The sequence below is a fragment of the Aeromicrobium fastidiosum genome, from assembly GCF_017876595.1.
Lineage (GTDB): Bacteria > Actinomycetota > Actinomycetes > Propionibacteriales > Nocardioidaceae > Aeromicrobium > Aeromicrobium fastidiosum.
Map to the genome: position 1 here is coordinate 1,090,463 of NZ_JAGIOG010000001.1, position 26,177 is coordinate 1,116,639.

Below are 26,177 nucleotides of genomic sequence, written 5' to 3' on the forward strand. Positions count from 1 at the left end.
CCCGGTGGATGCGTTCGTTACGAGTACGTCTGTCATGAGCCCAGCACCGCCTGCATGACCGACTTGGCAATGGGCCCCGCCAGGCGTCCGCCGGCGATCTCGTCGCGAGCGGTGTCGCTGGACTCGACCAGCACGGCGACGGCGACCTCTTTGTCGCCGTCCTTGGCGTACGACACGAACCAGGCGTACGGGGGTCGGTCGGGCGTCGACTGGGCGGTGCCGGTCTTGGCACCCACCTCGACGCCGGGGATCTGGGCCGACGTCGCGGTGCCCTGCGTGACGGTGCTGACCATCATCTCGCGCAGCTTGCGGGCCGTGGTCGAGCTGACGGCCTCGCTGAGCCGCTCGGGCTGCGTCTTGTCGAGGACGCGCAGGTTGGGTGCGCGCACGGTGTCGATGACGTACGGCTTCATGACGTTGCCGTCGTTGGCGATGCCGGCGGCGACCATGGCCATCTGGAGCGGCGTCGCGGCGACGTCGTACTGGCCGATGCCGCTCTGGCCGAGCTGCGGCGGCTCGAGGGTCGTGTCGGGGGTGGTGAAGCGGCTGGGGCTGGCGGCGAGGCCCGAGATGGGATCGGTGCCGAAGCCGAACTTGGCGGCCTGGGCGGCCAGCTTCTCCTGGCCGATCTCGAGTGCCAGACCGCCGAAGGCGACGTTGCACGACACGTTGAGCGCGCGCTCGAAGGTGATCTCGTTGCCGCCGCAGTTGCCGCCGTTCTCGTTGGGCAGCGTGTAGCCGTAGCCCGGGAACTTGAGCGTCGAGCCGGCCTTGACCTTGTCGTCGATGTTGTTGACGACGCCGTTCTCGAGGGCCGCGGCCGCCGTGATCAGCTTGAAGGTCGAGCCCGGGGGGAGGGTCGACTCGGTGGAGCGGTTGGTCATGGGCTGGTCGGCGTCGCCCGTCAGCTGCTTCCAGGCGGCCTGCACCTTGTCGAAGTCGTGGCTGGCCAGCTGGTTGGGGTCGTACGAGGGCTGGGTGACCATCGCGAGCACGGCTCCCGTGCGGGGGTCGATCGCGGCGACGGCGCCCTTGGTCTCGTCGCCCAGGCGCTCGAGTCCCTCGGAGGCGGCCTTCTGCGCCAGGGGGTCGATGGTGAGCTCGACGCTGCCGCCCTTGGGCTGCTTGTTGGACACCAGGTCGACGACCCGGTTGACGAACAGGCGGTCGTCGCTGCCCGACAGCACGTCGTTCTGGGTGCTCTCGACCGCGCTGCGTCCGAAGATGTACGAGAAGTAGCCCGTCAGTGGCGCGTACAGCTCGGCGTCGGGGTACTTGCGCTGGAACTTGTACTCGTCCTTGCTCTTGACGCTCTCGGCGACGGGCTTGCCGTCGACGAGGATCGAGCCGCGGTCGCGCGAGAACTCCTCGTTGATGACGCGTCGGTTGCCGTTCTTGCTGTTGAGCGAGTCGGCCTCGACGAACTGCACGTAGTTGGCGTTGATGATCAGCGCCAGGAACAGCACGAGGCAGGCGACGGCGATGTTGCGGATGGGACGGTTCATGACATCTTCACCACTTGCGTCTCCTCGTTGCTGTCGAACGTGGAGATCTCGGGGGCGGGTCGACGGGTCTGGTCGCTGATGCGCAGCAGCAGGCCGATGATCGCCCAGTTCATGACGACGGACGAGCCGCCCTGCGCCATGAACGGGGTCGTGAGACCCGTCAGCGGGATGAGCCGGGTGACGCCGCCGACGACGACGAACACCTGCAGGGCGAACGAGAACGCGAGACCCGCGGCGAGCAGCTTGCCGAAGGCGTCACGGCAGGTCAGGGCGATGCGCAGGCCGCGCTCGACGATCAGCCCGTAGATCAGCAGGATCGCCATGAGCCCGGTGAGGCCGAGCTCTTCGCCCATCGATGCGGCGATGAAGTCGGAGAACGAGTAGGGCGTGAGCTGCGGGCTGCCCTGGCCGAGGCCCTGCCCGAGGATGCCGCCGTGGGCGAGGCCGAACAGGCCGTTGATGACCTGCCCGTTGCGGTCGGGGTCGCCGAACGGGTCGAGCCAGGCGTCGAACCGCACGCGCACGTGGCCGAAGGCGGCGTAGCCGAAGTAGGCCCCCGCGCCGAAGAGCAGGCCGCCGACGACGATCCAGCCCGGACGCTCGGTCGCGACGTAGAGCATCACGACGAACAGGCCGAAGAACAGCAGCGAGGAGCCGAGGTCGCGCTGGAAGACCAGGATGCCGACGCTGATGAGCCAGCACGCCAGGATGGGTCCGAGGTCGCGGCCGCGCGGCAGGTCGATGCCGATGATGCGTCGCCCGGCCAGCGCGAGGGCGTCGCGCTTGACCACGAGGTAGCCGGCGAAGAAGATCGCGAGGCACACCTTGGCGGCCTCGCCGGGCTGGAAGCTGAAGCCGAACAGGACGACCCAGATGCGGGCACCGTTGATCGTCTGGCCGACGCCGGGAATCAGCGGCAGGATCAGCAGGCCGATCGCGGCGGCGCCGAACGTGTAGGTCAGCGTCTGCAGGCGGCGGTGGTCGCGGACGGCGATGAGGATGCCCGCGAACGCCGCGATGCCGACGGCCGTCCAGACCAGCTGCGAGTTGGCGAACGCCGCGCGGTCGGGGTCGATCTGCTGCCGGCCGAGGTCGAGCCGGTAGATCATCGCGAGGCCGAGGCCGTTGAGCGCGATGACCAGCGGCAGCAGAACGGGATCGGCGTACGGGGCGACGCGGCGGACGATCAGGTGGGTCGCGATCGCGACGACGATCAGCGCCCCGCCGAGCTTGTAGGTGTCGGCCGGGATGCGACCCTCGGCACCGAGACCGACCGAGGCGTAGGCGGCGATGCCGATGAACACGGCCAGGAAGGTCAGGAAGAGCTCAGCCCCGCGCCGCTTGCGGGGGACCCAGACCGGCGTCGTCATCGGAGCCACACCGCGGACGTCGCCGTGGTCGGGGTCGTGGCCGCCGGATCGGGCGTCGCCGGCGGGGTGGTGGGCGCAGGTGTCGTGGGCGCGGGATCGGGTGTCGTGGGCGCGGGATCGGGTGTCGGCGGGATGACGTCGAGCTCGTCGATCGTGCGCAACGCGTCGGCCCGGCTCGACGCCTCGATGCCGTCCTCGATCTCCCGGCGCTGGAACTCGGTCAGGGAGCTCAGCTCGATGTCGGTGAGCTCGTCGACGTGGCTGAGGGTGACGCCCGGGATGTCGGCCTGCACGCCGCGGAACACCGCGACCTTGCCGTCCTCGACCGAGACGTAGTACTGGTCCTGCGACCACTGGTAGGCCAGGGTGCCGGCTCCGGCCAGGATCGCGGCGAGCACCAGGATGCCGGCGGTCCAGCGCACCCACCGGCGGCGGCTCGGCGGACGGGGCGCGTAGCGCAGCTCCTCGGGGTCGAACGTCGACTCGGTGCGGGTCGTGTCGGTGCCGGAGGCCGCCCCGCCCGTGCGTGGACGCTGCTGGCTGGCGGCGGCACCCACGAGCTGGGGCTGACCGTCGTGCGACGACAGGTGCTCGTCGGGCTCGGTGCCCTTCTCGACGAACTCGGCGATGACGACCGTGACGTTGTCGACGCCGCCGCCCTCAAGGGCGAGCCGCACCAGCTCGGTGGCGGCCATGTCGATCGTCTCGGACGAGAGCGCCCGCGCGATCGCAGGATCCTCGACCATGTCGGAGAGGCCGTCGCTGCACAGCAGGTAGCGGTCGCCCAGCACGGGCTGCACCCAGCTGAGGTCGGCACCGTTGTCGTCGCGACCCAGCATCGCGCGCAGGATCAGCGATCGGTGCGGATGCGTGCGGGCCTCGGCCTTGGAGATGCGGCCCTCGTCGATCAGGCTCTGCACGAACGTGTGATCGGTGCTGAGCTGCTGCAGGTCGTTGCCGCGCAGCCGGTAGACCCGGGAGTCGCCGATGTGCGCGAAGGCGAACTTCTCGCCGTCCCACAACAGGGCGTCGAGCGTCGTGCCCATGCCCTCGACGGAGGGATCGCTGGCGATGATGTCGGCGAGCCGCTTGTTGGCGTCGATGACGGCCCGGTCGAGGGCGTCGATCGCGTCGATGTCGAGATCTTGGTCGAGCTGCCGGATGACGTGCAGCGTCTCGGACGAGGCGATCTCACCGGCCGCGGCACCGCCCATCCCGTCGGCGATGACCAGCAGTCGGTCGCTCGCGTAGCCGGAGTCCTCGTTGTCGGCGCGGCGCAGACCCGTGTCGGTCAGGGCGACATAGCGATACGTGAGGGCGGTCATGGACTACTTCTGCAGCTCGACGATGGTCTTGCCGAGGCGCACCTGGATGCCGAGGCCGATCGGGATGGGCGTCGTGATGCGCTGGCTGCCGAGGTAGGTGCCGTTCGTCGAGCCGAGGTCTTCGACGAACCACTGCTCGCCGTTGGTCGCGAAGCGCGCGTGCCGGGTGGAGACGTAGTCGTCGTCGAGGCGGATCGCGGCGTCGGTGCCGCGGCCCAGCAGGATCGGGCCGTCGCCGAGGGGGACGCTCTGGCCCATGTTGGGTCCGTCGACGATCTTGAGCGTCGTCGGGTTGCCGCGGGGTGCCTTGCGGGGCTTGCTCTTGGCCGGGGCCTTCTGCTTGGCCGGACGCGGCGTCGACGGGGCCTTGGTGCCGAAGATGTCGGACCGGATGACCGAGACCGCGGACAGCACGAACAGCCACAGGACGGCCAGGAAGCCGAGCTTGATCAGGGTGAGGGTGAGCTCGGACATCACGTCACTTCCGTCATGCGGATGATGATCACGGTGTTGCCGAGGCGGATCTCCGAGCCGTCGGCGACGACCGCGGTGGAGACGCGGTGCCCGTTGAGCACGACCCCGTTGGTCGACTCGAGGTCGACGATCGTCACGGTCGTCTCGGCCCCGCTCTGGTGGATCTTGATCTGGGCGTGACGCCGCGAGATGCCCGGGTCGTCGATCTTGAGGTCGGCCTCGTTGCCACGACCGATGACGACACCGGGAGGGCTCAACGGGTGCTTCATCCCGTTGACCTCGATCACGACGTTGGACGAGCGCACCGCCGTCTCGGTCATGCGCTGACCTGCGACGGGGGTGACCGACGCGGTGGTCTTGCTGCGCACGCGGAAGCGTCCGGTGCTGAGGTCGTTGACCTGCTTGAAGGCGATCTCGAACTGACCGGCCATCGTGTAGCGCTGCTCGGTGACATGCTCCTTGACGAGGGTCTCGAGCTCGTCGGCCAGCGTCGTGCTGAACGGGTTGAGGCGGTCGAAGTCGGGCGGAGACAGCTCGACCGTGAAGTCGTTGGGCACGAGCATCCGCTCGCGCGACAGGATGTGCGCGGAGTTGTCGACCTCGCGCTGCAGGGCGGCCGCGATCTCGACCGGCTGCACCGCGCTGCGGAACGCCCGGGCGAACGCGCCGGTGACGGCACCCTCGAGACGTTGCTCGAACCGTTGCAGCACCCCCGCCATGGCCACCCACCTTCTGCTCGGATCAATGATGTTCCCTGCGATGGTATCGGGACTGCCCGCAACGGCACCCCATCCAGTGGTGTCGGGCGCGGGGCGACGTCGCCCTGACGGGCCTGTTAGACTCTACTCTCGGTCCTTCGGGACCATGCGCGGGTGGCGGAATGGTAGACGCGCTGGCTTCAGGTGCCAGTGTCCGCAAGGGCGTGGGGGTTCAAATCCCCCCTCGCGCACAGAGCAGCAGAGAAGGGCCGGAGCCTCAGGGTTCCGGCCCTTCGTGCGTCGGGGCCGCACGCGGAACACGTTCCATCGTTCGTGCAATGGGGACGTTCCACGTGGGGCCGGTGCGTCAGCTGAAGTCGAGCACGATGCGGCCCCGCACGCCGCCGCCGGCCAACAGCTTGTGGGCCTCGGCGGCCTGCTCGGCCGGGAACGTCCTGGCCACCCGCAACGTCAGCGTGCCGTCCTCGGCCTGCTGGCGGAGTCGGTCTAGCTGGTCGGTGTGGCCGATCGCGGGGAAGACCCAGATCGGGTGCACCGAGATGTCGCGCTCGCCCGGACCTTCCCATCCGCGGATGGTCGCCAGCGCACCGCCGTCCTTGATGGCCGCGAGCGTCTGGTCGATCTGCACGGAGCCGTCGGCCAGGCCGTCGACGCCCTCGGGCACGGCGGCGCGGATGTTGGCGGCCACGTCGTCGCCTCGGGTGACGACGATGTCGGCACCGAGCTCGCGGACGAGGTCCTCCTCGCCCTCCTTGGCGTCGGCGACGACGCGCAGGCCGTCGGCCTTGGCCAGCTGCACGACGTACCCGCCGAACGACCCGGCCGCGCCGGTGACGGCGACGGTGCCACCGGCCGGGACGGCCAGCTCGTCGAGGGCCAGGCGCGCGGTCAGCGCGTTCATGAGCAGGGTCGACGCCGCCGCGTCGTCGGCACCCGCGGGGGCGGCGACGACCTGCTCGGCAGGCAGGACGATCTGCTCCTGATAGGCACCGCGGGTCTCGCTGGTGGGGGCGACGACGGCGATCACCCGGTCGCCGACCGCGAGCCGGTCGACCCCCGGCCCGACGGCGTCGACGACCCCGGACAGGTCCATGCCGGGGATGTGCGGGCCGGGCGGCACGTCATCGCCGCGGTAGTAGGCGCCGCGGATCATCGCGGTGTCGGTGGGGTTGACGGTCGCGGCGTGGACGCGGATGCGGATCTGGCCGTCCTGCGGATCCTGCACAGGGAGGTCGAGCACCTCGAGATCGTCCTCGTCGCCGGGCGTGGTCACTCCGATAGCTCTCATGTCGTGGGCAACCCGGCCTGCATCGTGCCTATTCCGGCCCCCGTCGCCCCGGACGTCATCCCTTCTGTCCGTGGACCAGCTCGATCGTGATGACGTCCACTCGGCTGCGCTGACGCGGCGGCGTGCTGGACTCGGGCCGCATGTAGCACATGGTGCTACGCTCGCGAGATGACGGAGCAGATCAGCCAGCGCGAGCTGCGCAACGACAGCGGTCGCATCATGCGGGCGCTCGACGAGGGCAAGAGCTTCGTCGTGAGTCGACACGGTCAGCCGGTGGGCGAGCTGCGCCCGCTTCGGCGCGCGCGTTTCGTCGATGCGGGCGTCGTCGGCGCGGCGTTCAAGGACAGCCCCGAGATCGATCTCGCACAGCTTCGGCGCGACGTCGACGATGTCGTCGACCAGACGGTCGAGCCGCGTGGCTGAGCGGCTGGCCCACGGCCTGCTCGACACCTCGGTGGTCATCGACCTTCCGGTTCTCGATCCCGATCTCCTGCCACGGTCCGTCGCGATCTGCGCGATCACCGTGGCCGAGCTGGCGGCCGGGACCCTCGTGGCGATCGATCTGACCGAACGGGCGAGGCGACAGGATCGGCTCCAGCGCGTCGAGGCGATGTTCGAGCCGCTTCCGTTCGACGGTCAGGCCGCGCGTGCCTACGGCCGGATCTTCGCGGCTGTGGCGGCCGTGGGACGCAAGCCTCGAAGCCGACTGGCCGACCTGCAGTTAGCCGCTGTGGCCCTGGCGAACGACCTGGCCGTCGTCACGCGCAACGATGCCGACTTCATCGGGCTCGAGGGTCTCGTCGACATTGTCCCGGTGTAGGGGTCGGCTGGCGAGGGGTTCTCCTCCGAGTGCTGGGCGGCGTCGTGGTCGAATCGCCTCATGACGCACGCACAGCTGGTCGACGACTACCTCGACGCCCTCGAGCAGGGGGCCACCGAGCGCGTGCTGGCGCACTCGGCCTGACGGTCCATGGTTCGCGAACGTGACGACACGGGTCTCAGGCTGGTCGAGCCTCGCGACGTGGCACGGGTGCGTGACTTCCTCCGGTCTGTCGACCTGACCCTCGCCGGTCTCGACGCACCCGCCGTGCGGTTGTGGGTCGAGCACGACGAGCGCGGCGAGATCATCGGCAGCACGGGCTTCGAGGTGAGCGCCGACGGCCGCAACGCGTTGATCCGGAGTGTCGCCGTCGCGCCCGGACGTCGCGCGGCCGGTGCCGGATCGAGGCTCGCCCGGCACGCTCTCGACGAGGCGCGCGCCTCGGGCGCTGACCGGGCGTGGCTGTTCTCGCGCAGGTCCGGACCGTTCTGGCAGAGCCTCGGCTTCGCGCGCGCCGACCGTCACGAGCTGGCTGCGGCCCTGCCCGACGCGCACCAGGTCGTCCTCTTCACGCAGACGGGTCAGCTCGACCGTGAGGTCGCGTGGTCGCGCGTTCTCTGAGCTCCTCGCACAGATGCACGAGTGCGCACCTGTGCACATATACTGGGGGCGTGTCGTCGAGACCGGGGTTGCTGCAGAACCGCGCCTACCGCTCGCTGCTCGCCGCGCAGGTGGTCGCGCTGCTGGGCACGGGACTGCTGACGGTCGCCCTGAGCCTGCTGGCCTACGACGTCGCTCCGGGCTCGGCCGGAGCTGTCGTCGCCACGGCGCTGACGATCAAGATGGTCGCCTACGTCGCGGTGGCACCCGTCGTGTCGGCGCTGGTCGTGGGCCTGCCCCCGCGCGTCGTGCTGATCGGGTCGGACGTCGTCCGTCTCGCCGTCGCCGCGACGTTGCCGTGGGTCGACGAGGTGTGGCAGGTCTACGTGCTGATCTTCGTGCTGCAGGCGGCGTCGGCGACGTTCACGCCGACCTACCAGGCGCTGCTGCCCACCGTGCTGCCCGATCGGGACGACTATCTGCGCGCGCTGTCGTTCTCCCGGCTGGCCTACGACCTGGAGGCGGTCGTCAGCCCGCTGGTCGCTGCCGCGGCGCTGCTGGTCGTGTCGTACCACGGGCTGTTCGCCGGGACGGCGCTCGGCTTCGCGGGTTCGGCGATGCTCGTGCTGCACTCGCGCCAGGGCCGCGCAGCGACCGGCTCCAGCGAGACCGGCCCGTTGCGCCGTCGCCTGACGGCGGGTGTGCGCCTGTGCGCGTCGCGCCGGGAGCTGCGTGCCGTGATCGCCCTTCACCTGGCCGCGGCCGGTGCCACCGCCTTGGTGCTCGTCGACACGGTGGTCGTCGCCCGGGACGTCCTCGGTCGAGGTGACGACTCCGTCGCCGTCGCGCTGGGCGTCTTCGGGGGCGGTTCGATGATCGTGGCGCTCGTCCTGCCGCGCGTGCTCGCGGCGTCGACCGAACGGAGGGTCATGCTGACCGGCGCGGTCGCTGTGGTCGTCGCGCTGGCTGTCGCGGTGGTCGCGACGTCGTCCGCCGCGTCGTGGCCGCTGCTGCTGATCACCTGGTTCGCACTGGGTGCGGCCGGCTCCGCCGTGCTGACGCCGACGGGCCAGGTCATCACGGCGGTCGTCGGGGAGGACGAGCGCCCCGCCGCCTTCGCCGCCCACTTCTCGCTGTCGCACGCCTGCTACCTGGTGGCCTATCCGATCGCCGGATGGGTCGGTCAGCTCGCCGGGGTCCCCGTTGCGGCCGCGGTCTTGGGGGTGGTGGCCGCCCTGGCCGCTACCGTCGCTGCCATGACCTGGCCGGCAGCCGAGCCGGCCACGGAGCACGAGCACCGGGGGCAGGCATGACCGCAGCCGACGAGACGATCGCGAGCCTCGACCACCCCGTCCGCCCGGATGCCGACCGACTGCGGCACGGTGCCGTGATCTTCGCGATGCTCGGCGAACCCACCCGCCTCGAGCTGCTCTGGCTCATGACGGAGGGACCGCAAACCGTCACGGCGCTGGTCGACGCGGTGGGTGCCTCGCGGACGTCCGTCAGCCAGCACCTCGCCAAGCTGCGGCACGCCGGTGTCGTCGACGTCGTCCGCGAGGGGCGCACCGCCCGCTACTCGCTGCGCGGCGGTCACGTGGAGCGACTCGTGCGAGAAGGGCTCAACCACGCCGATCACGTGGTCAGCGGCGAGCAACCGCACGGCTGACCGGCGGGCTCACAGGCCGCCGATCAGGACGCGGGTGTCAGGGACGATCGTGAATCCATCGATCTCGCCGGCGGTCTGCAGGGCCAGCTCGACGTCGTCGCGGACTTCGCCGTCGAGGTACGACAGCGCAGAGGTCGTGGCAAGGGGTCGTGGGACGATCGGCATGGCGACGTCACAGGTGTGCGGTGACCGGGCGACTCGGCGGTCGTGCAACCTCGCCGGGGTCCACATCCGTCATAGGGGCATGAGAACAAAGGAAAGCCCATGAGATCGGAGAAGGACGAGGAGTTCCGCGCGTACGTGCTCGCGCACCGCGCCGACCTCGTCCGCACCGCCACGTTGCTGACAGCCGGCGACGCGCACCTGGCCGAGGACGTCGTCCAGTCGACCCTGACTCGCCTGTACGTGTCGTGGCCGCTGTTCGTCCGAGCGGGCAATCGCGAGGGGTACGCGCGCCGGGCCCTGGTCAACGCGTTGATGGACGAGCACCGGCGGCCCTGGCGACGAAGAGAGAGCGCTGCAGAGTCGGTGCCCGACCTCCGCGTCGTGGAGCCCGATGCGGGATCGACCAGGACCGAGGCGCTGATGTCGGCGCTTCGCGAGCTGCCGCCGCGCATGAGGAGCGCCGTCGTCTACCGGTACTTCCACGACCTCAGCGTCTCGGAGACCGCCGATGCGCTCGGCTGCTCACAGGGGACGGTCAAGAGCCAGACAGCTCGCGCCCTCGACCGGCTGCGGGGCGTCCTCGACCCGCCGGCCGGCCTGACCCCGAGCAACCCGACCGTCCCTACCCGCCAGACCCCTTATCTCCCCAGGAGCTTGTGATGTCCGATCTTCGTACCCTGCTGCACGAGGCAGCACCCCAGCCGACCGCCGTCTCCGAGCTCGTCGTCGAGCGCGACCTCGTGCGTGCTCGACGTGCCCTGCGCGTGCGCCGGGCGCGCCGCACGGGCATCGCCGGCGGGCTGGTCGCGGCCTCCACCCTCGCGGCCTTGGCGGTCGTCAACCCGGGCAGCGCGCCGTCGACCCCGTCCGCGACGGTCAGCACCCAGCCGGGCGACGCGGGCATCGAGCTCGTGGCGTACACCGGGGCTCAGCCGAGCGGCTTCGAGCTCGACAAGGTGCCTGCCGGCTGGGCTGTGCGCGACAGCACGCCGAGCCTGCTGACGCTGGCTCCCGAAGGCACCAGCGCTCCGGCGACCGCCGGCGGACCGACGAGCCTGGTCGGCACGATCGCGGTCTCGACCCAGAGCGACACGGGCATCCCCTCGGGCGTCCGGCTCGACGACGTCACGGTCGGCGGCCGACCCGCGGTCATCGCCCACATGCTGGGCTCCGGCGACACCAGGACGCTGTTCCTCGAGCAGGCACCGGGCACGTACCTGACGATCCAGGTGTGGGACGGGCTCGGCTGGGACAACGCCCGCATCGCCGAGTTCGCGGCGTCGGTGCACGTCACCGGCGACGCGAAGCCCACCGTCGGCTGATCAGCCCTGGCGACCGAGGTGACCGTCGAGCCACGCGATGACGTCGGCGGTCACCTCGTCGCGGTTGGTCTCGTTGAGGATCTCGTGCCGTCCCTGCGCGTAGAGCTTCACCTCGACGTCGGCGACTCCCGCGTCGCGGTAGCGCGTCGCGAGCAGCTCGATCAGATCGCCGCCGCCGGCGAGGGGGTCGTCCGTGCCTGAGGCGAGCAGGATCGGCAGCTCGGAGCGGATGCCCGCCAGCGCCGACGGGTCGGCGAGGCGCTCGGTGCCGGCGAACAGGGACGGCAACGTCTCGGGCGGCAGGTCGAAGCCGCACAGCGGATCGGCGACGTAGGCGTCGACCTCGGCCTCGTCGCGCGACAGCCACTCGTAGCCCGTGCGGTGCTCGAACGGGGCGTTGAACGCGCTGAGGTCATCGACCGGTCCGTCGCCCATGCCGGCCGCGAGGACGTCGAGCGCCGTGGACCCGGACAGCACGACGGCGTCGTACAGCTCGGAGTGGTCGAGCAGCACGTGCTGGGTGGCGAACGACCCCATCGAGTGCCCGAGCAGCACGAGCGGCAGGTCGGGGTGCTGGGTGCGCAGCTGCTCGCCCAGCTGGACGACGTCCGCCTGCAGGCCCGCGAATCCGGGGGCCCCGAAGTCGCCGGGTGCCGCGTGGATCGAGCGGCCGTGACCGCGGTGATCGCTCGCGTGCACGTGGTAGCCCGCCGCGTTCAGCGCCGTCGCGAAGCGGTCGTAGCGACCGGAGTGCTCGGCGAGGCCGTGCGCGATCTGGACGACGCCGCGCGCGGCCGCTCCGTGGGGCAGCGGCCACGCATAGGTCGCGATGTCGATGCCGTCCTGCTGCGAGCTGAAAGATCCCTCGAGGTAGGTCATGCCACTCAGCGTGCCAGAGGAGAGGTCCTCGATCAGAGCCGGTTGAGCACCGTCACCATGTCGTCCTCGGTGTCGCTGCCGATCTTCTCGAAGACCAGCTTGACGATCGGGGTGGCGAGCTTGGCCGCACCGCTCATCTCGATGACGGCTTCGTACGTGATCTCGCTGCCCGAGCCGGACGGCACGACCGTGATGGTGTCGGTCGTCGTGGCGGTCTCGTTCTTGCCGCTGAACACGACCTTCGAGTCGGTCAACTCGTCGAGCGTGTACTCCAGCTCGGTCGAGACCCCGGCGATCTTGGAGGTGTTGTGCCACGTGCTGCCGACGGTCAGGGGTCCGTCGTCGATGCGGACACACTTCTCGGTGCCCGGGTCCCACTCCTCGGCGTGGGAGAAGTCCTTGAGGTAGTCGAGCACCACGGACGGCGCGGGGGTCACGATGAACGTCCTGCTGATGGTTGTCATGCGAGTGACGTACCCGCCTCGGGGTTGCGCAACCAGACAGGAACGACCTAATCTATCGTTGCTCGATAGAAAACTGTCGAACTTCGAGTCGAGGAGCCGCCATGTCCGTCATGACGATCAGAGCGCTGCGCATCGTGCTGGGGCTGGCGATGGTGGCATCCGTGCTGGTGCAGGTGGTTGCCGTGCCGGGCCTGTCCCGTGACTTGGGCACAGATTCCGACGTCGCCGACGTCCGCGTGCCTCTCATCGTCATCGTGGTGCTCGGCGTGCTGATGGCGCAGGTGTGCGCGGTCTGCATCTGGCGGCTGCTGTCGATGGTGCGCCGCGGCACGGTCTTCACCTCGGCTGCGCTTCGGTGGGTCGACGTGATCGTCGGCGCGATCGCCGGGGCCGCCCTGCTCTGCTTCGCTCTCGGCGCGGTGCTCGCGCCGGGCGAGGCGGTCGCGCCAGGGGTCGTCCTGCTGCTCGGGTTCCTGGGTCTCCTCGTCGCCGGCGTCGCTCTGGTCGTCTGGGTTCAGCGCACGCTGCTGGCGCAGGCCATCGCCCGCGACGCCGAGGCGCGGGTCCTGCAGGCCGAGCTCGACGAGGTGGTCTGATGCCGATCGTCGTCGACATCGACGTCATGCAGGCGCGCCGCAAGCTCTCGGTCGCCGAGCTCGCCGAGCGGGTCGGCATCACGCCGGCCAATATCGCGGTGCTCAAGAACGGACGCGCCAAGGCCGTCCGGTTCACGACGCTCGAGGCGCTGTGCGAGGTGCTCGACTGCCAGCCCGGCGACCTCCTGCGGTGGGTGCCGGAAGACTCGGCTCGTTGAGCGGCGAGGAAGAGGTCGAGGCAGCCCGTCTCCAATGTTAACGCTCACAATTGTTTCAGGAAATGGTTGACAGGCGTAATGTGAGCGTTAACAATCGAGGCCATGGTGATGCAGGTCACTCAGAGCCTGCACCACTTCGCGTGTCCGGATGTCCGCCCGCCACGCACCCCTGACCGCCGGTCCGGGGACCACCACGATGGAGGAAACACCATGTTGAAGAAGATCATCACGGCCACGGCGGGTGTAGTTCTCGTCGGTGGGCTGGCGGCCTGCGGAAGCAGCAGCTCCGACGGAGCGGGCAGCAGCTCGGGCGGCGGCGACATCTCGATGGGCTTCGCGCAGGTCGGCGCGGAGAGTGGCTACCGCACCGCCAACACCGAGTCGATCAAGGCGGCCGCGAAGTCGGCCGGGATCGACCTGAAGTTCTCCGACGCGCAGCAGAAGCAGGAGAACCAGATCAAGGCGATCCGCTCCTACATCCAGCAGAAGGTCGACGTCATCGCCTTCAGCCCGGTCGTCGAGACCGGCTGGGACACCGTCCTCCAGGAGGCCAAGCGCGCCAAGATCCCCGTGATCCTCACCGACCGCGCCGTCGACTCCAAGGACGACAGCCTCTACGAGTCCTTCCTCGGATCTGACTTCGTCGTCGAGGGCGAGAAGGCAGGCGACTGGCTGGTCCAGAACGCCGACACCAGCGACACCGACGGCGACGGGACGATCCGCGTGGCCGAGCTGCAGGGCACGACCGGCGCCGCTCCCGCGATCGATCGCAAGGAGGGCTTCGAGGAGAAGATCGCTGCCGACGACAAGATCGACATCATCGCGTCCCAGAGCGGCGACTTCACCCGCGACGGTGGCAAGAAGGTCATGGAGTCGTTCCTGAAGTCCAACGACAACATCGACGTCGTCTTCGCGCACAACGACGACATGGCCCTCGGCGCGATCGAGGCCATCGAGGCCGCCGGCAAGAAGCCCGGCACCGACATCAAGATCATCTCGATGGACGGCGTCCGCGACGCCATGCAGGCGCTTGCCGACGGCAAGATCAACTTCATCGTCGAGTGCAACCCGCTGTTCGGCGACCAGCTGATGGAGATCGCCAAGAACGTCGTCGACGGCAAGAAGGTCGACAAGCGGGTTCTGGTCGAGGAGGGCACGTTCGACCAGGAGCAGGCCAAGGCCGCGCTGCCCGACCGCAAGTACTGAGAGCGGTGGGTGCGGGGGTCCTGGACCCCCGCACCCGTCACCTCCCGTTCGTCCCACCACTCGGCGATCCACACGTCGCCGGTTCCCACGCACCGGAAGGACCACCCATGACCGTCAGCCTTGAGCGTGACCCATCACCCTCAGCCGCAGACGCGGTCCCGGTCGTCGCCATGAGCGGTGTCGAGATCGCCTTCCCGGGCGTCAAGGCGCTCGACGGCGTGGGCCTGAGGTTGTTCGCCGGGGAGGTCCACTCGCTGATGGGCGAGAACGGTGCCGGCAAGTCGACGCTGATCAAGGCGCTGACCGGTGTGTACGACATCGACGCCGGCACGATCGTCGTCGAGGGCGTCGATCGGCACTTCGCGACACCCTCCGCCGCGCAGGACGCCGGCATCAGCACGGTGTACCAAGAGGTCAACCTCTGCGCCAACCTGACCGTGGCCGAGAACATCATGCTGGGCCGCGAGCCGCGACGGTTCGGACGCATCGACTTCAAGAGCATGAACCGCCGGGCAGCCGCGCTGCTCGAGCGCCTCGACCTCGACATCGACCCGCGGTCGGTCCTCGCGGAGCACCCCATCGCGGTGCAGCAGCTGGTCTCGATCGCCCGGGCGCTCGAGGTCGACGCCCGCGTGTTGATCCTTGACGAGCCGACGTCGTCGCTGGACGCCGACGAGGTCGCGCAGCTGTTCGTGGTGATCCGCCGCCTCCGTGACGCCGGCGTCGCGGTCGTCTTCGTCTCGCACTTCCTCGACCAGGTCTTCGACATCTCCGACCGCCTGACGGTGCTGCGCAACGGCACGTTCGTGGGCGAGTACCTGACTCGTGACATCACGCCGGTCGGTCTGGTCTCGAAGATGCTCGGCCGCGAGCTCGACGCACTCACCGACCTCGACGACGAGAGCCGCGCGCCGGCCTCGGCCGTCCCCGGTGCCGAGCCCGTCGTCCGGGCCGTCGGAATCGGCCGCAAGGGCGTCATCGAGCCCATCGATCTCGATCTCTTCGAGGGCGAGGTCGTCGGTGTCGCGGGGCTGCTCGGCTCGGGCCGCACCGAGCTGGCCCGCCTGCTGTTCGGTGCCGACCGGTCCGACGAGGGGTCCATCGAGGTGCGCGGCCGGCTCACGAAGCTGCGCACTCCGCGCGCCGCGATCGGCCAGGACATCGCGTTCTGCAGCGAGAACCGTCGGTCGGAGGGCGTGGTCGGCGACCTGTCGGTGCGCGACAATCTCGTGCTGGCCCTGCAGGCCTCGCGCGGGTGGCTGCGACCCATCCCCCAGAAGACCAAGGACGCTCTCGTCGCTCGGTACGTGGAGGCGCTCGACATCCGCCCCGCCAACCCCGATGCCCTGTTGCGCAACCTCAGTGGCGGCAACCAGCAGAAGGTGCTGTTGGCTCGGTGGCTGATCACGCAACCGAAGGTCATGATCCTCGACGAGCCGACCCGCGGCATCGACATCGGTGCCAAGACGCAGATCCAGAAGCTCGTGTCCGAGCTGGCCCGCGACGGCATGTCGGTCGTGTTCATCTCCGCCGAGCTGGAGGAGGTGCTCCGCATCAGCGACCGGGTCGTGGTCATGCGTGACCGCCGCAAGATCTCGGACCGCCGCAACGTCGACACCTCGGTGGCCGACCTGATGGAGACCATCGCCGCCGGAAGCTCCGAGCCCGACGGCACACGACGAGACGGTGCGGGCCTGACCGGCACCGATGGAGGCCCTACCGATGCGTGACACCCGCAACCCCCTCGTCTGGCCGATCGCGGCCCTGGCCGCGCTGCTGCTGATCAACCTCGTCGTCAGCCCGTCGTTCTTCTCGATCGACGTCCGCAACGGCCAGCTGTACGGCAACCTGATCGACATCCTGCGCAATGCCGCCCCGACGCTGCTGATCGCCGTCGGGATGACGCTGGTCATCGCGACGCGCGGCATCGACCTCTCGGTCGGCGCGATCGTTGCGATCGCGGGCGCCGTGACGTGCACCCACATCGCCGGCTCCAGCCAGCCCGCGAGCGCCTCGACGGCGCTGGTCGCGATGGGCATGGCCATCGCGCTGTGCCTGGCTCTCGGCGTCTGGAACGGCTTCCTGGTCTCGGTCATCGGCATCCAGCCGATCATCGCGACGCTCGTGCTGATGACGGCCGGCCGCGGTCTGGCCATGCTGATCACCGATGGTCAGATCGTCACCGTGAACAACCCGACGTTCAGCAAGGTCGGCGCGGGATTCGTGTTCGGCGTCCCGCTGGCCATCTTGATCTCCGGCGTCGTCTTCGCGGCGGTCGCTCTCGTGGTCCGACGGACGGCGCTCGGTCTGCTCATCCAGGCCGTCGGCATCAACCCCGAGGCCAGTCGGCTCGCGGGCGTGAGGTCGCGCAGCATCGTCTGGACGGTCTACGTCTTCGTCGCGATCTGTGCCGCGGTCGCCGGGCTCATGATCGCCTCCAACACCAAGGCCGCCGATGCCAACAACGCGGGGCTGTTCATCGAGCTCGACGCAATCCTCGCGGTGGTCATCGGTGGCACCTCGCTCGCCGGCGGACGGTTCTCCCTCGTGGGGACCGCGATCGGCGCCCTGTTCATCCAGACTCTCACCACGACGGTCTACGCGACGGGCATCCCGCCCGAGACGACCTTGGTCTTCAAGGCCGTCGTCGTGATCGCGGTGTGCCTGCTGCAGTCGCCCAAGGCCAGGGCAGTCCTGGTCCCACGACGCCGCACATCACCCCCCGCGGCCGCCCCGTCCGCCCCGACGCCGACCGCCCCGACAGGAGCATGAGATGACCCTCCAGCTCGATCCGCCGCAGGTCGGCGCACGTATCAAGCCCCGTCGGCGCATCGGCGTCGTCCCGCAACGCTTCTGGTCGGTCATCGCGACGTTCGCGCTGCTGATCGCGATGTTCGGCACCGGCGCTTCACGCTACGAGGGCTTCGCCTCACCGCAGGTGGTGCTCAACCTCTTCGTCGACAACTCGTTCCTGATCGTGCTCGCGGTCGGCATGACCTTCGTGATCCTCACGGGAGGCATCGACCTGTCGGTGGGTGCCGTCGTGGCCCTCTCGACGATGATCGCGGCGTCGACGCTGCGGGCAGGATGGCCGGCCCTCGCGACGGTCGTGGCGGTGCTTCTCGTCGGCACCGTGCTGGGGCTGCTGATGGGCCTGGTGATCCACTACTTCGAGATCCAGCCCTTCATCGTGACCCTCGCCGGGATGTTCCTGGCGCGCGGCCTCTGCTACGTCGTGAGCGTCGACTCGATCCCCATCACGAACGGCAGCTTCCAGAAGGTGGCCCAGGGCACGGTGCCGCTGCCGGGCGGACTGTTCGTCACTCCGGCCGTGCTCATCGCACTCGTGGTGGTCGGCATCGGGATGTACGTGTTGCACCAGACACGGTTCGGACGCACGGTGTACGCCGTGGGTGGCAGCGAGCAGTCGGCGACCCTCATGGGCCTGCCTGCCGCCCGCGTCAAGGTCGGCGTCTACGTCATCAGCGGCTTCTGCTCGTCCTTGGCCGGCCTGCTGTTCAGCGTCTACAGCCTCTCCGGCTACAGCCTCGCGGCCGTCGGCATGGAGCTTGACGCGATCGCGGCCGTCGTGATCGGCGGCACTCTGCTCACCGGCGGCTCGGGGCTCGTCATCGGCTCGATGCTCGGGGTCCTGGTGCTCGGCACCATCCAGACGTTCATCTCCTTCGACGGCACGCTCAGCTCGTGGTGGACCCGCATCACGATCGGCCTGCTCGTGCTGGTCTTCGTCGTGGTCCAGAGGCTGTTCTCGCGGGGCCCGCGATGACGGTCGAGCGGGTGCACGCGCCGGTCATGGCAGATGTTGCCCGCATGGCGGGGGTCTCGCACCAGACGGTGTCGCGAGTCATCAACGAGATGCCCAACATCCGCCCGGAGACGCGGGCCAAGGTGCTCGAGGCCATCAGTGTCCTGGGCTACCGGCCCAACAGGGCTGCTCGCGCCCTGGTCACCCGTCGGTCGTCGACGATCGGCATCATCAGCACCGAGACCGGGCTGTACGGACCCAACAGCATCCAGCGCACCGTCGAGGAGTCGGCGCGGCAGGCAGGCTACTTCGCGGGGTCGGTGAGCCTGCAGACCGTGACCGAGGACGGACTGACTGGCGCGATCGAGCACCTGCTGCGCCAGAGCGTCGAGGGCATCGTGCTGATCGCGGCCCAGTACGCGGCGCTCGACCTGATCGGCCGCCAGGACTTCGGCGTGCCGTTCCTCGTCGTCGACGCGGACGTCGAGCGGGCCGACCTCGCAGTGGGCGTCGACCAGCACCGCGGTGCGTATGAAGCCACGCGGCACCTGCTCGGGCTCGGACATACCCGCATCGCTCACGTGCGCGGCCCGGTGCAGTGGACAGAGGCGGAGGCGCGGCGACAGGGGTGGGAGGACGCGATCCGCGAGGCGGGGCACGAGCCGGGTCGGCTCTACCTCGGCGACTGGACGGCCCGCAGCGGTTACGCCGCAGGCCGGGAGCTGCTCGCCGATCGCGACAGCACCGCCGTCTTCCTTGCGAACGACCAGATGTCGGTGGGGCTGCTCCGCGCCGCCAACGAGGCCGGGCTCGTGGTGCCGAACGACCTCAGCGTCGTCGGCTTCGACGACTCGCCGGAGTCGGAGTACCTCACCCCGCCCCTCACGACCGTTCGACAGAACTTCCACGAGGTCGGGCGCCGGGCGATCGCGGTGCTCGACGCAGCGATCACCGGCCGTCCAGACGCCACACCCCGGGTCATCGAGCCCGAGATCATCCTGCGGTCGAGCACGGCCGCCCTTCCGAGAGCAGGTTCGACGTGAGCGAACGCGAGCGGTATGTCATCGGCGTCGACTACGGGACCCTGTCGGGCCGCGCCCTCGTGGTGCGGCTGTCCGACGGGGCCGAGGTCGGCACCGCGGTGACCGAGTACGCCCATGCGGTGGTGTCCGAGCGGCTGCCATCGGGCGGCCCGATGCTGCCGCCCGACTGGGCGCTGCAGGTGCCGTCGGACTACGTCGACGTGCTGCGCACCGCGGTGCCCGCCGCCGTGGCCCAGGCCGGGATCGATCCCTCCGACGTCATCGGCATCGCCACCGACTTCACGGCCTGCACCATGGTGCCGACGCTGGCCGACGGCACGCCCCTCAACGAGGTGCCGGGCCTGGAGTACCGCCCGCACGCCTACGTCAAGCTCTGGAAGCATCACGCCGCACAGGGCCAGGCTGACCGCATCAACGATCTCGCCCGTGCCCGCGGCGAGGAGTGGCTGCCGCGCTACGGCGGGCTCATCTCGTCGGAGTGGGAGTTCGCCAAGGGTCTGCAGCTGCTCGAAGAGGATCCCGACACGTACGAGCGGATGGAGCGCTGGGTCGAGGCGTCCGACTGGATCGTCTGGCAGCTGTGCGGAACCTACGTGCGCAACGCGTGCGCAGCCGGCTACAAGGGCATCCTGCAGGACGGTCACTACCCGTCCGAGGAGTTCCTCGCGGCCCTCGCCCCGGGCTTCGCCCGCTTCGTGGCCGACAAGCTCGACCAGCCGATCGGCCAGCTCGGCCAGCGTGCCGGCGGCCTGACGGCCGAGGCAGCCGCCTGGACCGGCCTTCCCGAAGGCATCGCCGTCGCGGTCGGCAACGTCGACGCCCACGTGGCTGCCCCTGCAGCACAGGCCGTCGACCACGGCCAGATGGTCGCCATCATGGGCACCTCGACGTGCCACGTCATGAGCGCCGGCGTGCTGCGCGAGGTGCCGGGGATGTGCGGCGTCGTCGACGGCGGCATCGTCGAGGGCAGCTGGGGCTACGAGGCCGGACAGAGCGGCGTCGGCGACATCTTCGGGTGGTTCGTCGAGCACGGCGTCCCTCCGTACGTCCACGAGGCCGCCGCGGCAGCCAGCATCAGCGTGCACCAGCACCTGACGGCGCTGGCCTCGCAGCAGGCGGTTGGCGAGCACGGCCTCGTGGCGCTCGACTGGCACAGCGGCAACCGCTCGGTCTTGGTCGACCACGAGCTCTCGGGCCTCGTGGTCGGTCAGACGCTCGCCACCCGGCCCGAGGACGTCTATCGTGCCCTGATCGAGGCGACAGCCTTCGGTGCCCGCACGATCATCGAGGCGTTCACGAGCAGCGATGTCCCGGTCGACGAGCTCGTCGTCGCCGGCGGCCTGTCCAAGAACCCGCTGCTGATGCAGATCTACGCCGACGTCACGCGACTCCCGCTGTCGATCGTCGGTTCCGAGCAGGGCCCCGCACTCGGCTCTGCCCTCCATGCCGCCGTCGCGGCCGGCGCGTATGCGGACATACGCGCCGCCGCGAAGGCTCTCGGCTCGGTTCGCCGGGCCGTCTACCTCCCCGACGAGGCTCGGGCCCTCGTGTACGACGAGCTGTTCGCGGTCTTCACCGCCCTGCACGATCATTTCGGGCGTCGCGAACGGCAGATCATGCACGGGCTGCGCGCCATCCGGCGCAGTGCCCTGGCCTCGTCGGGAGAGGTGGTCGACGCATGACCATCACCCATGACGTCCGCGCCACGATCTCCGCGCTGCGCGCCGAGGTCTGCGGCCTCCACTCCGAGCTGACCCGCTACCAGCTGGTCGTCTGGACCGCCGGCAACGTGTCGGCGCGCGTCCCCGGGCACGACCTGATGGTCATCAAGCCCAGTGGCGTCTCCTACGACGACCTGACACCCGAGTCGATGGTGCTGTGCGATCTCGACGGCGAGGTCGTCGAGGGCGATCTGGCCCCCAGCTCCGACACCGCGGCGCAGGCCTACGTCTACCGGCACATGCCGGACGTCGGCGGTGTCGTGCACACGCACTCCACCTACGCGACGGCCTGGGCCTCGCGCGCCGAGCCCATCCCGTGCGTCCTGACGATGATGGCCGACGAGTTCGGTGGGCCGGTCCCGGTCGGCCCGTTCGCCCTCATCGGCGACGACTCGATCGGGCGGGGCATCGTCGAGACGCTGCAGGGCAGCCGGTCGCCGGCGGTGCTGATGCAGAACCACGGCGTCTTCTCGATCGGCACGAACGCCCGTTCGGCGGTCAAGGCCGCCGTGATGTGCGAGGACGTGGCCCGCACGGTGCACATCGCCCGCCAGCTGGGCGACCCCGTGCCCATCCCCGACCACCAGGTGACGAGCCTGTTCGACCGCTATCAGAACGTCTACGGGCAGTAGCCCCGAGGGAGATCCATGAGCACGCAGCAGCAGAACGCCCCGGAGCGCACCGTCTGGTTCCTCACCGGGAGTCAGGGCCTGTACGGCGAGGAGACCCTCGCCCAGGTCGCGCAGCAGTCGCGCGAGGTCGCGGCGATGGTCGACGGCGACGAGCGCATCCCGGTGCCGGTGGTCTGGAAGCCCGTCCTGACCACGGCCGACGCCATCCGGCGCGTCATGCTCGACGCCAACGCCGACGACTCGTGCGTTGGCCTGATCGGCTGGATGCACACCTTCAGCCCCGCCAAGATGTGGATCCAGGGCCTCGAGGCGATGCAGAAGCCGTTCCTGCACCTGCATACGCAGTGGCACCGCGACATTCCCTGGTCGACGCTCGACATGGACTTCATGAACCTCAACCAGGCCGCCCACGGCGACCGCGAGTTCGGCTTCGTCCAGACCCGGCTCCGCCTGCCGCGCAAGACCGTCGCGGGGCACGTCAGCGATCCGGCGGTCGGTGCGCGCATCGCCACGTGGACGCGTGCCGCCACCGCGGCGCACGACATGCGCACCCTGAGGCTGGCACGCTTCGGCGACAACATGCGCGACGTCGCGGTCACCGAGGGTGACAAGGTCGAGGCTCAGCGACGCTTCGGGGTCTCGGTCAACACGTTCGGCGTCAACGACCTCGTCGCCGTCGTCGACGATGTCGAGCCGGGCGCCGTCGACAAGGTTGTCGCCGAGTACGCCGACCTCTACGACATCACGCCCGACCTGCGAGCGGACGGCGACCGCCACGAGACGCTGCGCTACTCGGCGCAGCTGGAGGTGGGCATGCGCCGCTTCCTGGAGTCCGGCGGATACGGGGCCTTCACGACCAACTTCGAGGATCTCGGCGGGCTTCGCCAGCTGCCGGGCATCGCGGTGCAGCGGCTCATGGCCGACGGGTACGGCTTCGGTGGCGAGGGCGACTGGAAGACGTCCGTGCTGGTGCGGGTCACCAAGACCATGGCCGAGGGGCTTCCAGGGGGCACCTCGTTCATGGAGGACTACACGTACCACCTCGAGCCCGGGCGCCAGAAGTCGCTGGGTGCGCACATGCTCGAGGTGTGCCCGACGATCACGAGCGGACGTCCGAGTGCCGAGGCGCACCCGCTCAGCATCGGCGACCGCGGGGACCCGGTGCGGCTGAAGTTCCTGGCCGACCCGGGCGACGGCATCGTCGTTGGCCTGTCCGATCTCGGTGACCGGTTCCGTCTGACGGCCAACGACATCACGCTGGTCGAGCCCGACGAGCCGCTGTCGAGCCTGCCGGTCGCGTGCGCGGTGTGGAAGGCGCAGCCGTCGCTGACGACGTCTGCCGAGGCTTGGCTCATGGCCGGTGGTCCGCACCACACGGTGCTGACGACGGCCGTCGGCGCGGAGGCGTTCGAGGATCTCGCCGAGATCCTTCGCACCGAGCTCGTGCACATCGATGAGGACACGACGCCGCGGCGGTTCTTGCAGGAGCTGCGCTGGAACCAGGCGTACTACCGCCTCGCCGACGGGCTGTGAGCTCGGCACCTGCCGTCGACGGCTCGATGGACGATGCGGGCCATGTGGACCGCCGGCTGGGGCTGGCGCGCGGGCGGCACCACCACACATGGCTCGCGACCCTCGACGAGATGCGACGGCAGGGGCAGGACGTCGAGGGCCTCGCGCTGCTGCTCGAATGCATCGAGGCCGCCGAGCAGGAGGCGCGCGCGGGGAGCGTGCCCCCGACGCCGACGTACACGCGACGGGCTGCGGTCATCTTGCGGCGCTGGCGTGACCTCGACGCGGAGGTGAGTCTTCTCGAGAGGTGGACGGCGGCGTTCCCCGCCGACGCCGACGACCCCCGCGTGCTCGACGTCCGTCTGGCACGCGCCCGCCGCCTGCGCGACGCCAGAAGTCGCAGCCGACCGCGATCAGCGTCCAGGGTCTGACTATCGTCGCGGCATGCCTCTCGTGCTGCTCGACTCCGACGGTCCCGTCCGCCTGCTGACCCTCAACGCACCGGAGCGCCGCAACGCGCTCGACTGGCCGCTGCTCGACGAGCTCGCCGCAGCCGTTCGGGACGTTGCCGCCGACGCGGATGCCCGGGCGCTCGTGGTGACGGGGGCCGGCAAGGGATTCTGCGCCGGAGCCAACCTGAGCAACCTCTTCGGCGACCTCGACCGTCCGACCGACCAGATGCGCGAGCACCTGATGAAGGTCTACGCCTCGTTCCTCGGCATCCGCGACCTGGCGATCCCGACGATCGCCGCGGTCAACGGGGCCGCGATCGGCGCCGGGATGAACGTCGCCTTGGCCTGCGACGTGATCGTCGCGGGCCCGCACGCTGGTTTTGGACCGACCTTCGCCGAGATCGGCCTCCACCCCGGCGGTGGCTGCAGCTGGATGATGACCGAGCGCATCGGTCGCGGACGCACGACGGCCGCGCTGCTCTCGGGTGTGGTGATCGGCGCCGACGAGGCGACGCGCATCGGGCTGGCCGATCAACAGTCCGACGACCCCGTCGACACGGCCCTCGGCCTCGCCCGCCTCTACGCCGGCCGCGAGCCGAAGCTCATGGCCGACATCAAGCAGTCGGTGCGCATCGCGGCGGCGTCCGACCTGGCGACATCCCTCGCGTTCGAGTCGCAGGCTCAAGCCGAATCGATGCGCAATGAGCGCTTCCGCGAGTTCATGCAGCGCTTCGCCGACTGAGGAGGTCGGCGACCGGCTCAGCTGCTGGGCTCGTCCTCCGGATCGGCAGTGAGCTCGGGATCGCCGGGCTCGGGGTCGTCGCCGGTGTGGGAGGGCTGCGTGCCAGGCGGCTTGGTGCCGTCGATCGCCTCGGGGCCGAACTGCGACGGGTCTACCGTGCCCGGCTCGTCGTCTGCGGGTGTCTCCTGCGGTGTCTCGCTCATGCGGCGCGCGTACCCGGCACGATCGGTTTCACGCGTGGGCGAGGAGGCCGGCCAGCAGCTCGGCCTGGCCGAGGTGCTTGAGATCGTCCTCGACGACGCTGACGAGTCGCGCTCCGAGCGTCACGGGCGGATCCCAGGAGTCGTCGACGACACGGTCGAGATCGGCATCGGCCAGCCGGTCGACGAACGCGGTCGTCGCGGCATGCACGGCGGCGGAGTAGTCGAGCAGCACCGCCGGGTCGACATCCGTCGCGGCGACCTCGGCGGACGACTGCCCGTGGCCCGTGGCCGCAGCGTCGAAGGGCAGCTGCGAGCGCTTGAAGAACCCGCCGGACGTCCACACCTCGTCCGTCGCTGCGACGTCGGCGACGTGGGAGTCCTGCACGCGCAGCAGGTGCCAGACCAGCCACCCGATCGTGTTGGCGTCGTCGGCGACCCGGCGGGTGAGGTCAGTGCGGTCGGCACCGTCGAGCACCGCAGCCACGCCGTCGTGGATGCGTCCGAAGGCGTCGGTGAGCAGATCGCGGCCGGCGCTCATGCTCAGGACCCGGGCCACTCGCCGGTCGCGCGCTCGAACGTGCGCGCGCCCTGGCGCTGGATGACGGTCTTGACCGCGGAGTAGATCGCGCCCTGGATGACCGCGGCGAGCAGGATCTCCTTGAAGTCGTACTCCGACTCCAGCGGTCCGGGCGGATCGACGGCGTCACCGGCGCTGACCCGCTTCCAGACCTGCTTGAAGATGATGCTGGCGAGCAGTCCGCCGGCGATCGAGCTGACGATCCCGACGGGGCGGTACAGGATCTTGGCCGAGGTGCTGGGGGCCTTGCCGGGGGCGCGGCTGGCGTTGTGTGCGGGCACGGTGGGGCCTCAGGCTTTCGCGAAGACGTCGGTGAGGGTGGCGTTGAAGGCGTCGAGGTCATCGGGATTGCGCGACGTGACGAGGTCCCAGCCGTTGGCGGGGCAGTGGAAGACCGTTTCGTCTACCCACGAGCCGCCGGCGTTGGCGATGTCGGTCCTGAGGCTCGGGAACGACGTCAGGGTCTTGCCGGGCAGCACGCCGGCCTCGACCAAGGCCCACGGTCCGTGGCAGATCGCTGCGACGGGCTTGCCGGCGTCGGCGAACGCCTTGACCATCGCGACCGAGTCGTCGTCCGCGCGCACGTGGTCGGCGTTGACCGTGCCACCGGGGATGACGAGGGCGTCGAAGTCGGTCGCCGTGGCATCGGCCACGGTCAGGTCGGGGTCGAAGGTCGCGTCCTTGTCGACGTCGCCGACCATCGACTGCACCGGCGAGGTCTCGGGGGCGATGAGCGTCGGCTCACCGCCGGCGTCGATCACGGCCTGCCACGGTGACTCGAGCTCGGCCTTCTCGACGCCGATCTGCGAGGTGAGGAAGGCAATCTTCTTGCCGGACAACGGCTGGCCGGGCTGCGGCTTGTCGGCCTGGGAAGCGGTGGACGGTGATGACATCGAAACTCCTGGAAATGGG

At 69.8% G+C, this 26,177-nt stretch carries 32 protein-coding genes and 1 tRNA gene; 20 read left to right on the plus strand and 13 right to left on the minus strand.

Translation table 11 applies throughout. The features are described 5' to 3' along the window. Nucleotides 1–32: 32 nt before the first annotated feature. Genes JOF40_RS05375 through JOF40_RS05395 form a run of 5 tightly spaced genes read right to left on the minus strand, consistent with a single transcriptional unit; the run spans nucleotide 33 to nucleotide 5,393 of the window. On the minus strand, nucleotides 33–1,505 hold the full coding sequence (locus tag JOF40_RS05375) for a peptidoglycan D,D-transpeptidase FtsI family protein (RefSeq protein WP_129180783.1): 1,473 nt from the start codon (nucleotides 1,503–1,505) through the stop codon (nucleotides 33–35). Further along, nucleotides 1,502–2,875, minus strand: a complete 1,374-nt coding sequence (locus JOF40_RS05380; RefSeq protein WP_129180785.1) for an FtsW/RodA/SpoVE family cell cycle protein — start codon at nucleotides 2,873–2,875, stop codon at nucleotides 1,502–1,504. The genes JOF40_RS05375 and JOF40_RS05380 overlap by 4 nt, the downstream gene beginning before the upstream one ends. Further along, complete coding sequence (locus tag JOF40_RS05385) at nucleotides 2,872–4,200, minus strand: PP2C family protein-serine/threonine phosphatase (RefSeq protein ID WP_129180788.1); 1,329 nt, start codon at nucleotides 4,198–4,200, stop codon at nucleotides 2,872–2,874. Before JOF40_RS05385 ends, JOF40_RS05380 begins: the two co-directional genes overlap by 4 nt. A 3-nt stretch (nucleotides 4,201–4,203) precedes the next feature. After that, nucleotides 4,204–4,674, minus strand: coding sequence for an FHA domain-containing protein FhaB/FipA (locus tag JOF40_RS05390; protein WP_129180790.1), 471 nt, complete (start codon nucleotides 4,672–4,674; stop codon nucleotides 4,204–4,206). Beyond that, on the minus strand, nucleotides 4,674–5,393 hold the full coding sequence (locus tag JOF40_RS05395; protein ID WP_129180792.1) for an FHA domain-containing protein: 720 nt from the start codon (nucleotides 5,391–5,393) through the stop codon (nucleotides 4,674–4,676). The genes JOF40_RS05390 and JOF40_RS05395 overlap by 1 nt, the downstream gene beginning before the upstream one ends. Nucleotides 5,394–5,540: 147 nt before the next feature. Between JOF40_RS05395 and JOF40_RS05400 the strand changes: the two genes are divergently transcribed. Beyond that, nucleotides 5,541–5,623, plus strand: a tRNA-Leu gene (locus JOF40_RS05400). A gap of 116 nt (nucleotides 5,624–5,739) precedes the next feature. Here the strand turns inward: JOF40_RS05400 and JOF40_RS05405 are convergent. Then, nucleotides 5,740–6,666: an NADP-dependent oxidoreductase gene (locus JOF40_RS05405; RefSeq protein WP_209674393.1), complete on the minus strand. Its 927-nt coding sequence runs from the start codon at nucleotides 6,664–6,666 to the stop codon at nucleotides 5,740–5,742. Nucleotides 6,667–6,849: 183 nt separating this feature from the next. Here JOF40_RS05405 and JOF40_RS05410 point away from each other — a divergent pair, with 183 nt between their 5' ends. The 5 genes from JOF40_RS05410 to JOF40_RS05430 all read left to right on the plus strand — a co-directional run bounded on the left by JOF40_RS05410 (nucleotide 6,850) and on the right by JOF40_RS05430 (nucleotide 9,767). After that, entirely contained in the window at nucleotides 6,850–7,104 is a 255-nt protein-coding gene (locus JOF40_RS05410) for a type II toxin-antitoxin system Phd/YefM family antitoxin (protein ID WP_129180796.1), read from the plus strand. Next, nucleotides 7,097–7,501: a type II toxin-antitoxin system VapC family toxin gene (locus tag JOF40_RS05415; RefSeq protein ID WP_307800758.1), complete on the plus strand. Its 405-nt coding sequence runs from the start codon at nucleotides 7,097–7,099 to the stop codon at nucleotides 7,499–7,501. Before JOF40_RS05410 ends, JOF40_RS05415 begins: the two co-directional genes overlap by 8 nt. Before the next feature lie 201 nt (nucleotides 7,502–7,702). Further along, entirely contained in the window at nucleotides 7,703–8,122 is a 420-nt protein-coding gene (locus JOF40_RS05420) for a GNAT family N-acetyltransferase (protein ID WP_246152786.1), read from the plus strand. A gap of 50 nt (nucleotides 8,123–8,172) precedes the next feature. Continuing rightward, nucleotides 8,173–9,414 (plus strand): MFS transporter, encoded by a 1,242-nt coding sequence (locus tag JOF40_RS05425; RefSeq protein WP_246152787.1) that lies wholly within the window; start codon nucleotides 8,173–8,175, stop codon nucleotides 9,412–9,414. Continuing rightward, nucleotides 9,411–9,767: an ArsR/SmtB family transcription factor gene (locus JOF40_RS05430; protein WP_129180802.1), complete on the plus strand. Its 357-nt coding sequence runs from the start codon at nucleotides 9,411–9,413 to the stop codon at nucleotides 9,765–9,767. The genes JOF40_RS05425 and JOF40_RS05430 overlap by 4 nt, the downstream gene beginning before the upstream one ends. Nucleotides 9,768–9,776: 9 nt before the next feature. Here JOF40_RS05430 and JOF40_RS05435 read toward each other — a convergent pair whose 3' ends face one another. Next, complete coding sequence (locus JOF40_RS05435; RefSeq protein ID WP_188111686.1) at nucleotides 9,777–9,932, minus strand: hypothetical protein; 156 nt, start codon at nucleotides 9,930–9,932, stop codon at nucleotides 9,777–9,779. Nucleotides 9,933–10,031: 99 nt separating this feature from the next. Between JOF40_RS05435 and JOF40_RS05440 the strand changes: the two genes are divergently transcribed. Together JOF40_RS05440 and JOF40_RS05445 are read left to right on the plus strand one after the other, a co-directional pair. Beyond that, nucleotides 10,032–10,592 (plus strand): SigE family RNA polymerase sigma factor, encoded by a 561-nt coding sequence (locus tag JOF40_RS05440; RefSeq protein ID WP_129180804.1) that lies wholly within the window; start codon nucleotides 10,032–10,034, stop codon nucleotides 10,590–10,592. Continuing rightward, nucleotides 10,592–11,254 carry a hypothetical protein gene (locus tag JOF40_RS05445; RefSeq protein WP_129180806.1) on the plus strand — a complete coding sequence of 221 codons (663 nt, stop codon included), beginning with the start codon at nucleotides 10,592–10,594 and terminating at the stop codon, nucleotides 11,252–11,254. The genes JOF40_RS05440 and JOF40_RS05445 overlap by 1 nt, the downstream gene beginning before the upstream one ends. On the opposite strand, the gene JOF40_RS05450 is transcribed toward JOF40_RS05445, so the two are convergent. Both JOF40_RS05450 and JOF40_RS05455 read right to left on the minus strand, forming a co-directional pair. Further along, nucleotides 11,255–12,133 carry an alpha/beta fold hydrolase gene (locus JOF40_RS05450; RefSeq protein WP_129180808.1) on the minus strand — a complete coding sequence of 293 codons (879 nt, stop codon included), beginning with the start codon at nucleotides 12,131–12,133 and terminating at the stop codon, nucleotides 11,255–11,257. 32 nt (nucleotides 12,134–12,165) lie between these two features. Next, on the minus strand, nucleotides 12,166–12,597 hold the full coding sequence (locus tag JOF40_RS05455) for an SRPBCC family protein (RefSeq protein ID WP_129180810.1): 432 nt from the start codon (nucleotides 12,595–12,597) through the stop codon (nucleotides 12,166–12,168). Nucleotides 12,598–12,698: 101 nt separating this feature from the next. On the opposite strand from JOF40_RS05455, the gene JOF40_RS05460 reads away from it, so the two are divergent. The 12 genes from JOF40_RS05460 to JOF40_RS05515 all read left to right on the plus strand — a co-directional run bounded on the left by JOF40_RS05460 (nucleotide 12,699) and on the right by JOF40_RS05515 (nucleotide 24,485). Beyond that, a complete protein-coding gene (locus tag JOF40_RS05460) occupies nucleotides 12,699–13,193 on the plus strand; it encodes a DUF2975 domain-containing protein (RefSeq protein WP_129180812.1) in 495 nt (164 codons plus the stop codon). Continuing rightward, nucleotides 13,193–13,411, plus strand: coding sequence for a helix-turn-helix domain-containing protein (locus JOF40_RS05465; protein ID WP_129180814.1), 219 nt, complete (start codon nucleotides 13,193–13,195; stop codon nucleotides 13,409–13,411). The genes JOF40_RS05460 and JOF40_RS05465 overlap by 1 nt, the downstream gene beginning before the upstream one ends. A gap of 210 nt (nucleotides 13,412–13,621) precedes the next feature. After that, the gene (locus tag JOF40_RS05470; protein WP_129180816.1) at nucleotides 13,622–14,617 is read left to right on the plus strand and encodes an ABC transporter substrate-binding protein; all 996 of its coding nucleotides are present in this window, start codon (nucleotides 13,622–13,624) and stop codon (nucleotides 14,615–14,617) included. A gap of 107 nt (nucleotides 14,618–14,724) precedes the next feature. Continuing rightward, on the plus strand, nucleotides 14,725–16,347 hold the full coding sequence (locus JOF40_RS05475; RefSeq protein WP_209674396.1) for a sugar ABC transporter ATP-binding protein: 1,623 nt from the start codon (nucleotides 14,725–14,727) through the stop codon (nucleotides 16,345–16,347). Then, nucleotides 16,340–17,389: an ABC transporter permease gene (locus tag JOF40_RS05480; protein ID WP_245343097.1), complete on the plus strand. Its 1,050-nt coding sequence runs from the start codon at nucleotides 16,340–16,342 to the stop codon at nucleotides 17,387–17,389. The genes JOF40_RS05475 and JOF40_RS05480 overlap by 8 nt, the downstream gene beginning before the upstream one ends. A 1-nt stretch (nucleotide 17,390) precedes the next feature. Next, complete coding sequence (gene yjfF, locus JOF40_RS05485; RefSeq protein WP_129180821.1) at nucleotides 17,391–18,404, plus strand: galactofuranose ABC transporter, permease protein YjfF; 1,014 nt, start codon at nucleotides 17,391–17,393, stop codon at nucleotides 18,402–18,404. Between the two features lie 26 nt (nucleotides 18,405–18,430). Next, a complete protein-coding gene (locus JOF40_RS05490; protein ID WP_129180823.1) occupies nucleotides 18,431–19,426 on the plus strand; it encodes a LacI family DNA-binding transcriptional regulator in 996 nt (331 codons plus the stop codon). Further along, nucleotides 19,423–21,108 carry a ribulokinase gene (gene araB / locus JOF40_RS05495; RefSeq protein WP_129180825.1) on the plus strand — a complete coding sequence of 562 codons (1,686 nt, stop codon included), beginning with the start codon at nucleotides 19,423–19,425 and terminating at the stop codon, nucleotides 21,106–21,108. The genes JOF40_RS05490 and araB overlap by 4 nt, the downstream gene beginning before the upstream one ends. Continuing rightward, complete coding sequence (locus tag JOF40_RS05500; protein WP_129180827.1) at nucleotides 21,105–21,779, plus strand: L-ribulose-5-phosphate 4-epimerase; 675 nt, start codon at nucleotides 21,105–21,107, stop codon at nucleotides 21,777–21,779. The genes araB and JOF40_RS05500 overlap by 4 nt, the downstream gene beginning before the upstream one ends. 15 nt (nucleotides 21,780–21,794) lie before the next feature. Continuing rightward, complete coding sequence (araA, locus tag JOF40_RS05505; protein WP_129180829.1) at nucleotides 21,795–23,312, plus strand: L-arabinose isomerase; 1,518 nt, start codon at nucleotides 21,795–21,797, stop codon at nucleotides 23,310–23,312. Beyond that, nucleotides 23,309–23,722, plus strand: a complete 414-nt coding sequence (locus JOF40_RS05510; RefSeq protein ID WP_129180831.1) for a hypothetical protein — start codon at nucleotides 23,309–23,311, stop codon at nucleotides 23,720–23,722. Before araA ends, JOF40_RS05510 begins: the two co-directional genes overlap by 4 nt. A 13-nt stretch (nucleotides 23,723–23,735) precedes the next feature. After that, the gene (locus JOF40_RS05515) at nucleotides 23,736–24,485 is read left to right on the plus strand and encodes an enoyl-CoA hydratase (RefSeq protein WP_129180833.1); all 750 of its coding nucleotides are present in this window, start codon (nucleotides 23,736–23,738) and stop codon (nucleotides 24,483–24,485) included. Nucleotides 24,486–24,502: 17 nt separating this feature from the next. Here the strand turns inward: JOF40_RS05515 and JOF40_RS05520 are convergent, their stop codons facing one another. The 4 genes from JOF40_RS05520 to JOF40_RS05535 are packed head-to-tail and all read right to left on the minus strand — an operon-like array spanning nucleotide 24,503 to nucleotide 26,158. Further along, nucleotides 24,503–24,688 (minus strand): hypothetical protein, encoded by a 186-nt coding sequence (locus tag JOF40_RS05520; protein WP_129180835.1) that lies wholly within the window; start codon nucleotides 24,686–24,688, stop codon nucleotides 24,503–24,505. A 28-nt stretch (nucleotides 24,689–24,716) separates the two neighbouring features. Continuing rightward, entirely contained in the window at nucleotides 24,717–25,226 is a 510-nt protein-coding gene (locus JOF40_RS05525) for a mycothiol transferase (protein ID WP_129180837.1), read from the minus strand. A gap of 2 nt (nucleotides 25,227–25,228) precedes the next feature. Next, complete coding sequence (locus tag JOF40_RS05530; protein ID WP_129180839.1) at nucleotides 25,229–25,546, minus strand: DUF4235 domain-containing protein; 318 nt, start codon at nucleotides 25,544–25,546, stop codon at nucleotides 25,229–25,231. A gap of 9 nt (nucleotides 25,547–25,555) precedes the next feature. Beyond that, nucleotides 25,556–26,158, minus strand: coding sequence for a type 1 glutamine amidotransferase domain-containing protein (locus JOF40_RS05535; RefSeq protein ID WP_129180841.1), 603 nt, complete (start codon nucleotides 26,156–26,158; stop codon nucleotides 25,556–25,558). Nucleotides 26,159–26,177: the final 19 nt, after the last annotated feature.

Bases quoted from the DNA above. Each gene is read 5' to 3' on its own strand.
- JOF40_RS05390 (WP_129180790.1), bottom strand. From the start codon at position 4,674: ATGTCCGAGCTCACCCTCACCCTGATCAAGCTCGGCTTCCTGGCCGTC.
- JOF40_RS05460 (WP_129180812.1), top strand. From the start codon at position 12,699: ATGTCCGTCATGACGATCAGAGCGCTGCGCATCGTGCTGGGGCTGGCG.
- JOF40_RS05435 (WP_188111686.1), bottom strand. From the start codon at position 9,932: ATGCCGATCGTCCCACGACCCCTTGCCACGACCTCTGCGCTGTCGTAC.
- JOF40_RS05450 (WP_129180808.1), bottom strand. From the start codon at position 12,133: ATGACCTACCTCGAGGGATCTTTCAGCTCGCAGCAGGACGGCATCGAC.
- JOF40_RS05500 (WP_129180827.1), top strand. From the start codon at position 21,105: ATGACCATCACCCATGACGTCCGCGCCACGATCTCCGCGCTGCGCGCC.
- JOF40_RS05440 (WP_129180804.1), top strand. From the start codon at position 10,032: ATGAGATCGGAGAAGGACGAGGAGTTCCGCGCGTACGTGCTCGCGCAC.
- JOF40_RS05475 (WP_209674396.1), top strand. From the start codon at position 14,725: ATGACCGTCAGCCTTGAGCGTGACCCATCACCCTCAGCCGCAGACGCG.
- yjfF (WP_129180821.1), top strand. From the start codon at position 17,391: ATGACCCTCCAGCTCGATCCGCCGCAGGTCGGCGCACGTATCAAGCCC.
- JOF40_RS05395 (WP_129180792.1), bottom strand. From the start codon at position 5,393: ATGGCGGGGGTGCTGCAACGGTTCGAGCAACGTCTCGAGGGTGCCGTC.
- JOF40_RS05535 (WP_129180841.1), bottom strand. From the start codon at position 26,158: ATGTCATCACCGTCCACCGCTTCCCAGGCCGACAAGCCGCAGCCCGGC.
- JOF40_RS05380 (WP_129180785.1), bottom strand. From the start codon at position 2,875: ATGACGACGCCGGTCTGGGTCCCCCGCAAGCGGCGCGGGGCTGAGCTC.
- JOF40_RS05385 (WP_129180788.1), bottom strand. From the start codon at position 4,200: ATGACCGCCCTCACGTATCGCTATGTCGCCCTGACCGACACGGGTCTG.
- JOF40_RS05480 (WP_245343097.1), top strand. From the start codon at position 16,340: ATGCGTGACACCCGCAACCCCCTCGTCTGGCCGATCGCGGCCCTGGCC.
- JOF40_RS05515 (WP_129180833.1), top strand. From the start codon at position 23,736: ATGCCTCTCGTGCTGCTCGACTCCGACGGTCCCGTCCGCCTGCTGACC.
- JOF40_RS05525 (WP_129180837.1), bottom strand. From the start codon at position 25,226: ATGAGCGCCGGCCGCGATCTGCTCACCGACGCCTTCGGACGCATCCAC.
- JOF40_RS05430 (WP_129180802.1), top strand. From the start codon at position 9,411: ATGACCGCAGCCGACGAGACGATCGCGAGCCTCGACCACCCCGTCCGC.
- JOF40_RS05375 (WP_129180783.1), bottom strand. From the start codon at position 1,505: ATGAACCGTCCCATCCGCAACATCGCCGTCGCCTGCCTCGTGCTGTTC.
- JOF40_RS05445 (WP_129180806.1), top strand. From the start codon at position 10,592: ATGTCCGATCTTCGTACCCTGCTGCACGAGGCAGCACCCCAGCCGACC.
- araA (WP_129180829.1), top strand. From the start codon at position 21,795: ATGAGCACGCAGCAGCAGAACGCCCCGGAGCGCACCGTCTGGTTCCTC.
- JOF40_RS05410 (WP_129180796.1), top strand. From the start codon at position 6,850: ATGACGGAGCAGATCAGCCAGCGCGAGCTGCGCAACGACAGCGGTCGC.
- JOF40_RS05490 (WP_129180823.1), top strand. From the start codon at position 18,431: ATGGCAGATGTTGCCCGCATGGCGGGGGTCTCGCACCAGACGGTGTCG.
- JOF40_RS05470 (WP_129180816.1), top strand. From the start codon at position 13,622: ATGTTGAAGAAGATCATCACGGCCACGGCGGGTGTAGTTCTCGTCGGT.
- JOF40_RS05520 (WP_129180835.1), bottom strand. From the start codon at position 24,688: ATGAGCGAGACACCGCAGGAGACACCCGCAGACGACGAGCCGGGCACG.
- JOF40_RS05455 (WP_129180810.1), bottom strand. From the start codon at position 12,597: ATGACAACCATCAGCAGGACGTTCATCGTGACCCCCGCGCCGTCCGTG.
- JOF40_RS05465 (WP_129180814.1), top strand. From the start codon at position 13,193: ATGCCGATCGTCGTCGACATCGACGTCATGCAGGCGCGCCGCAAGCTC.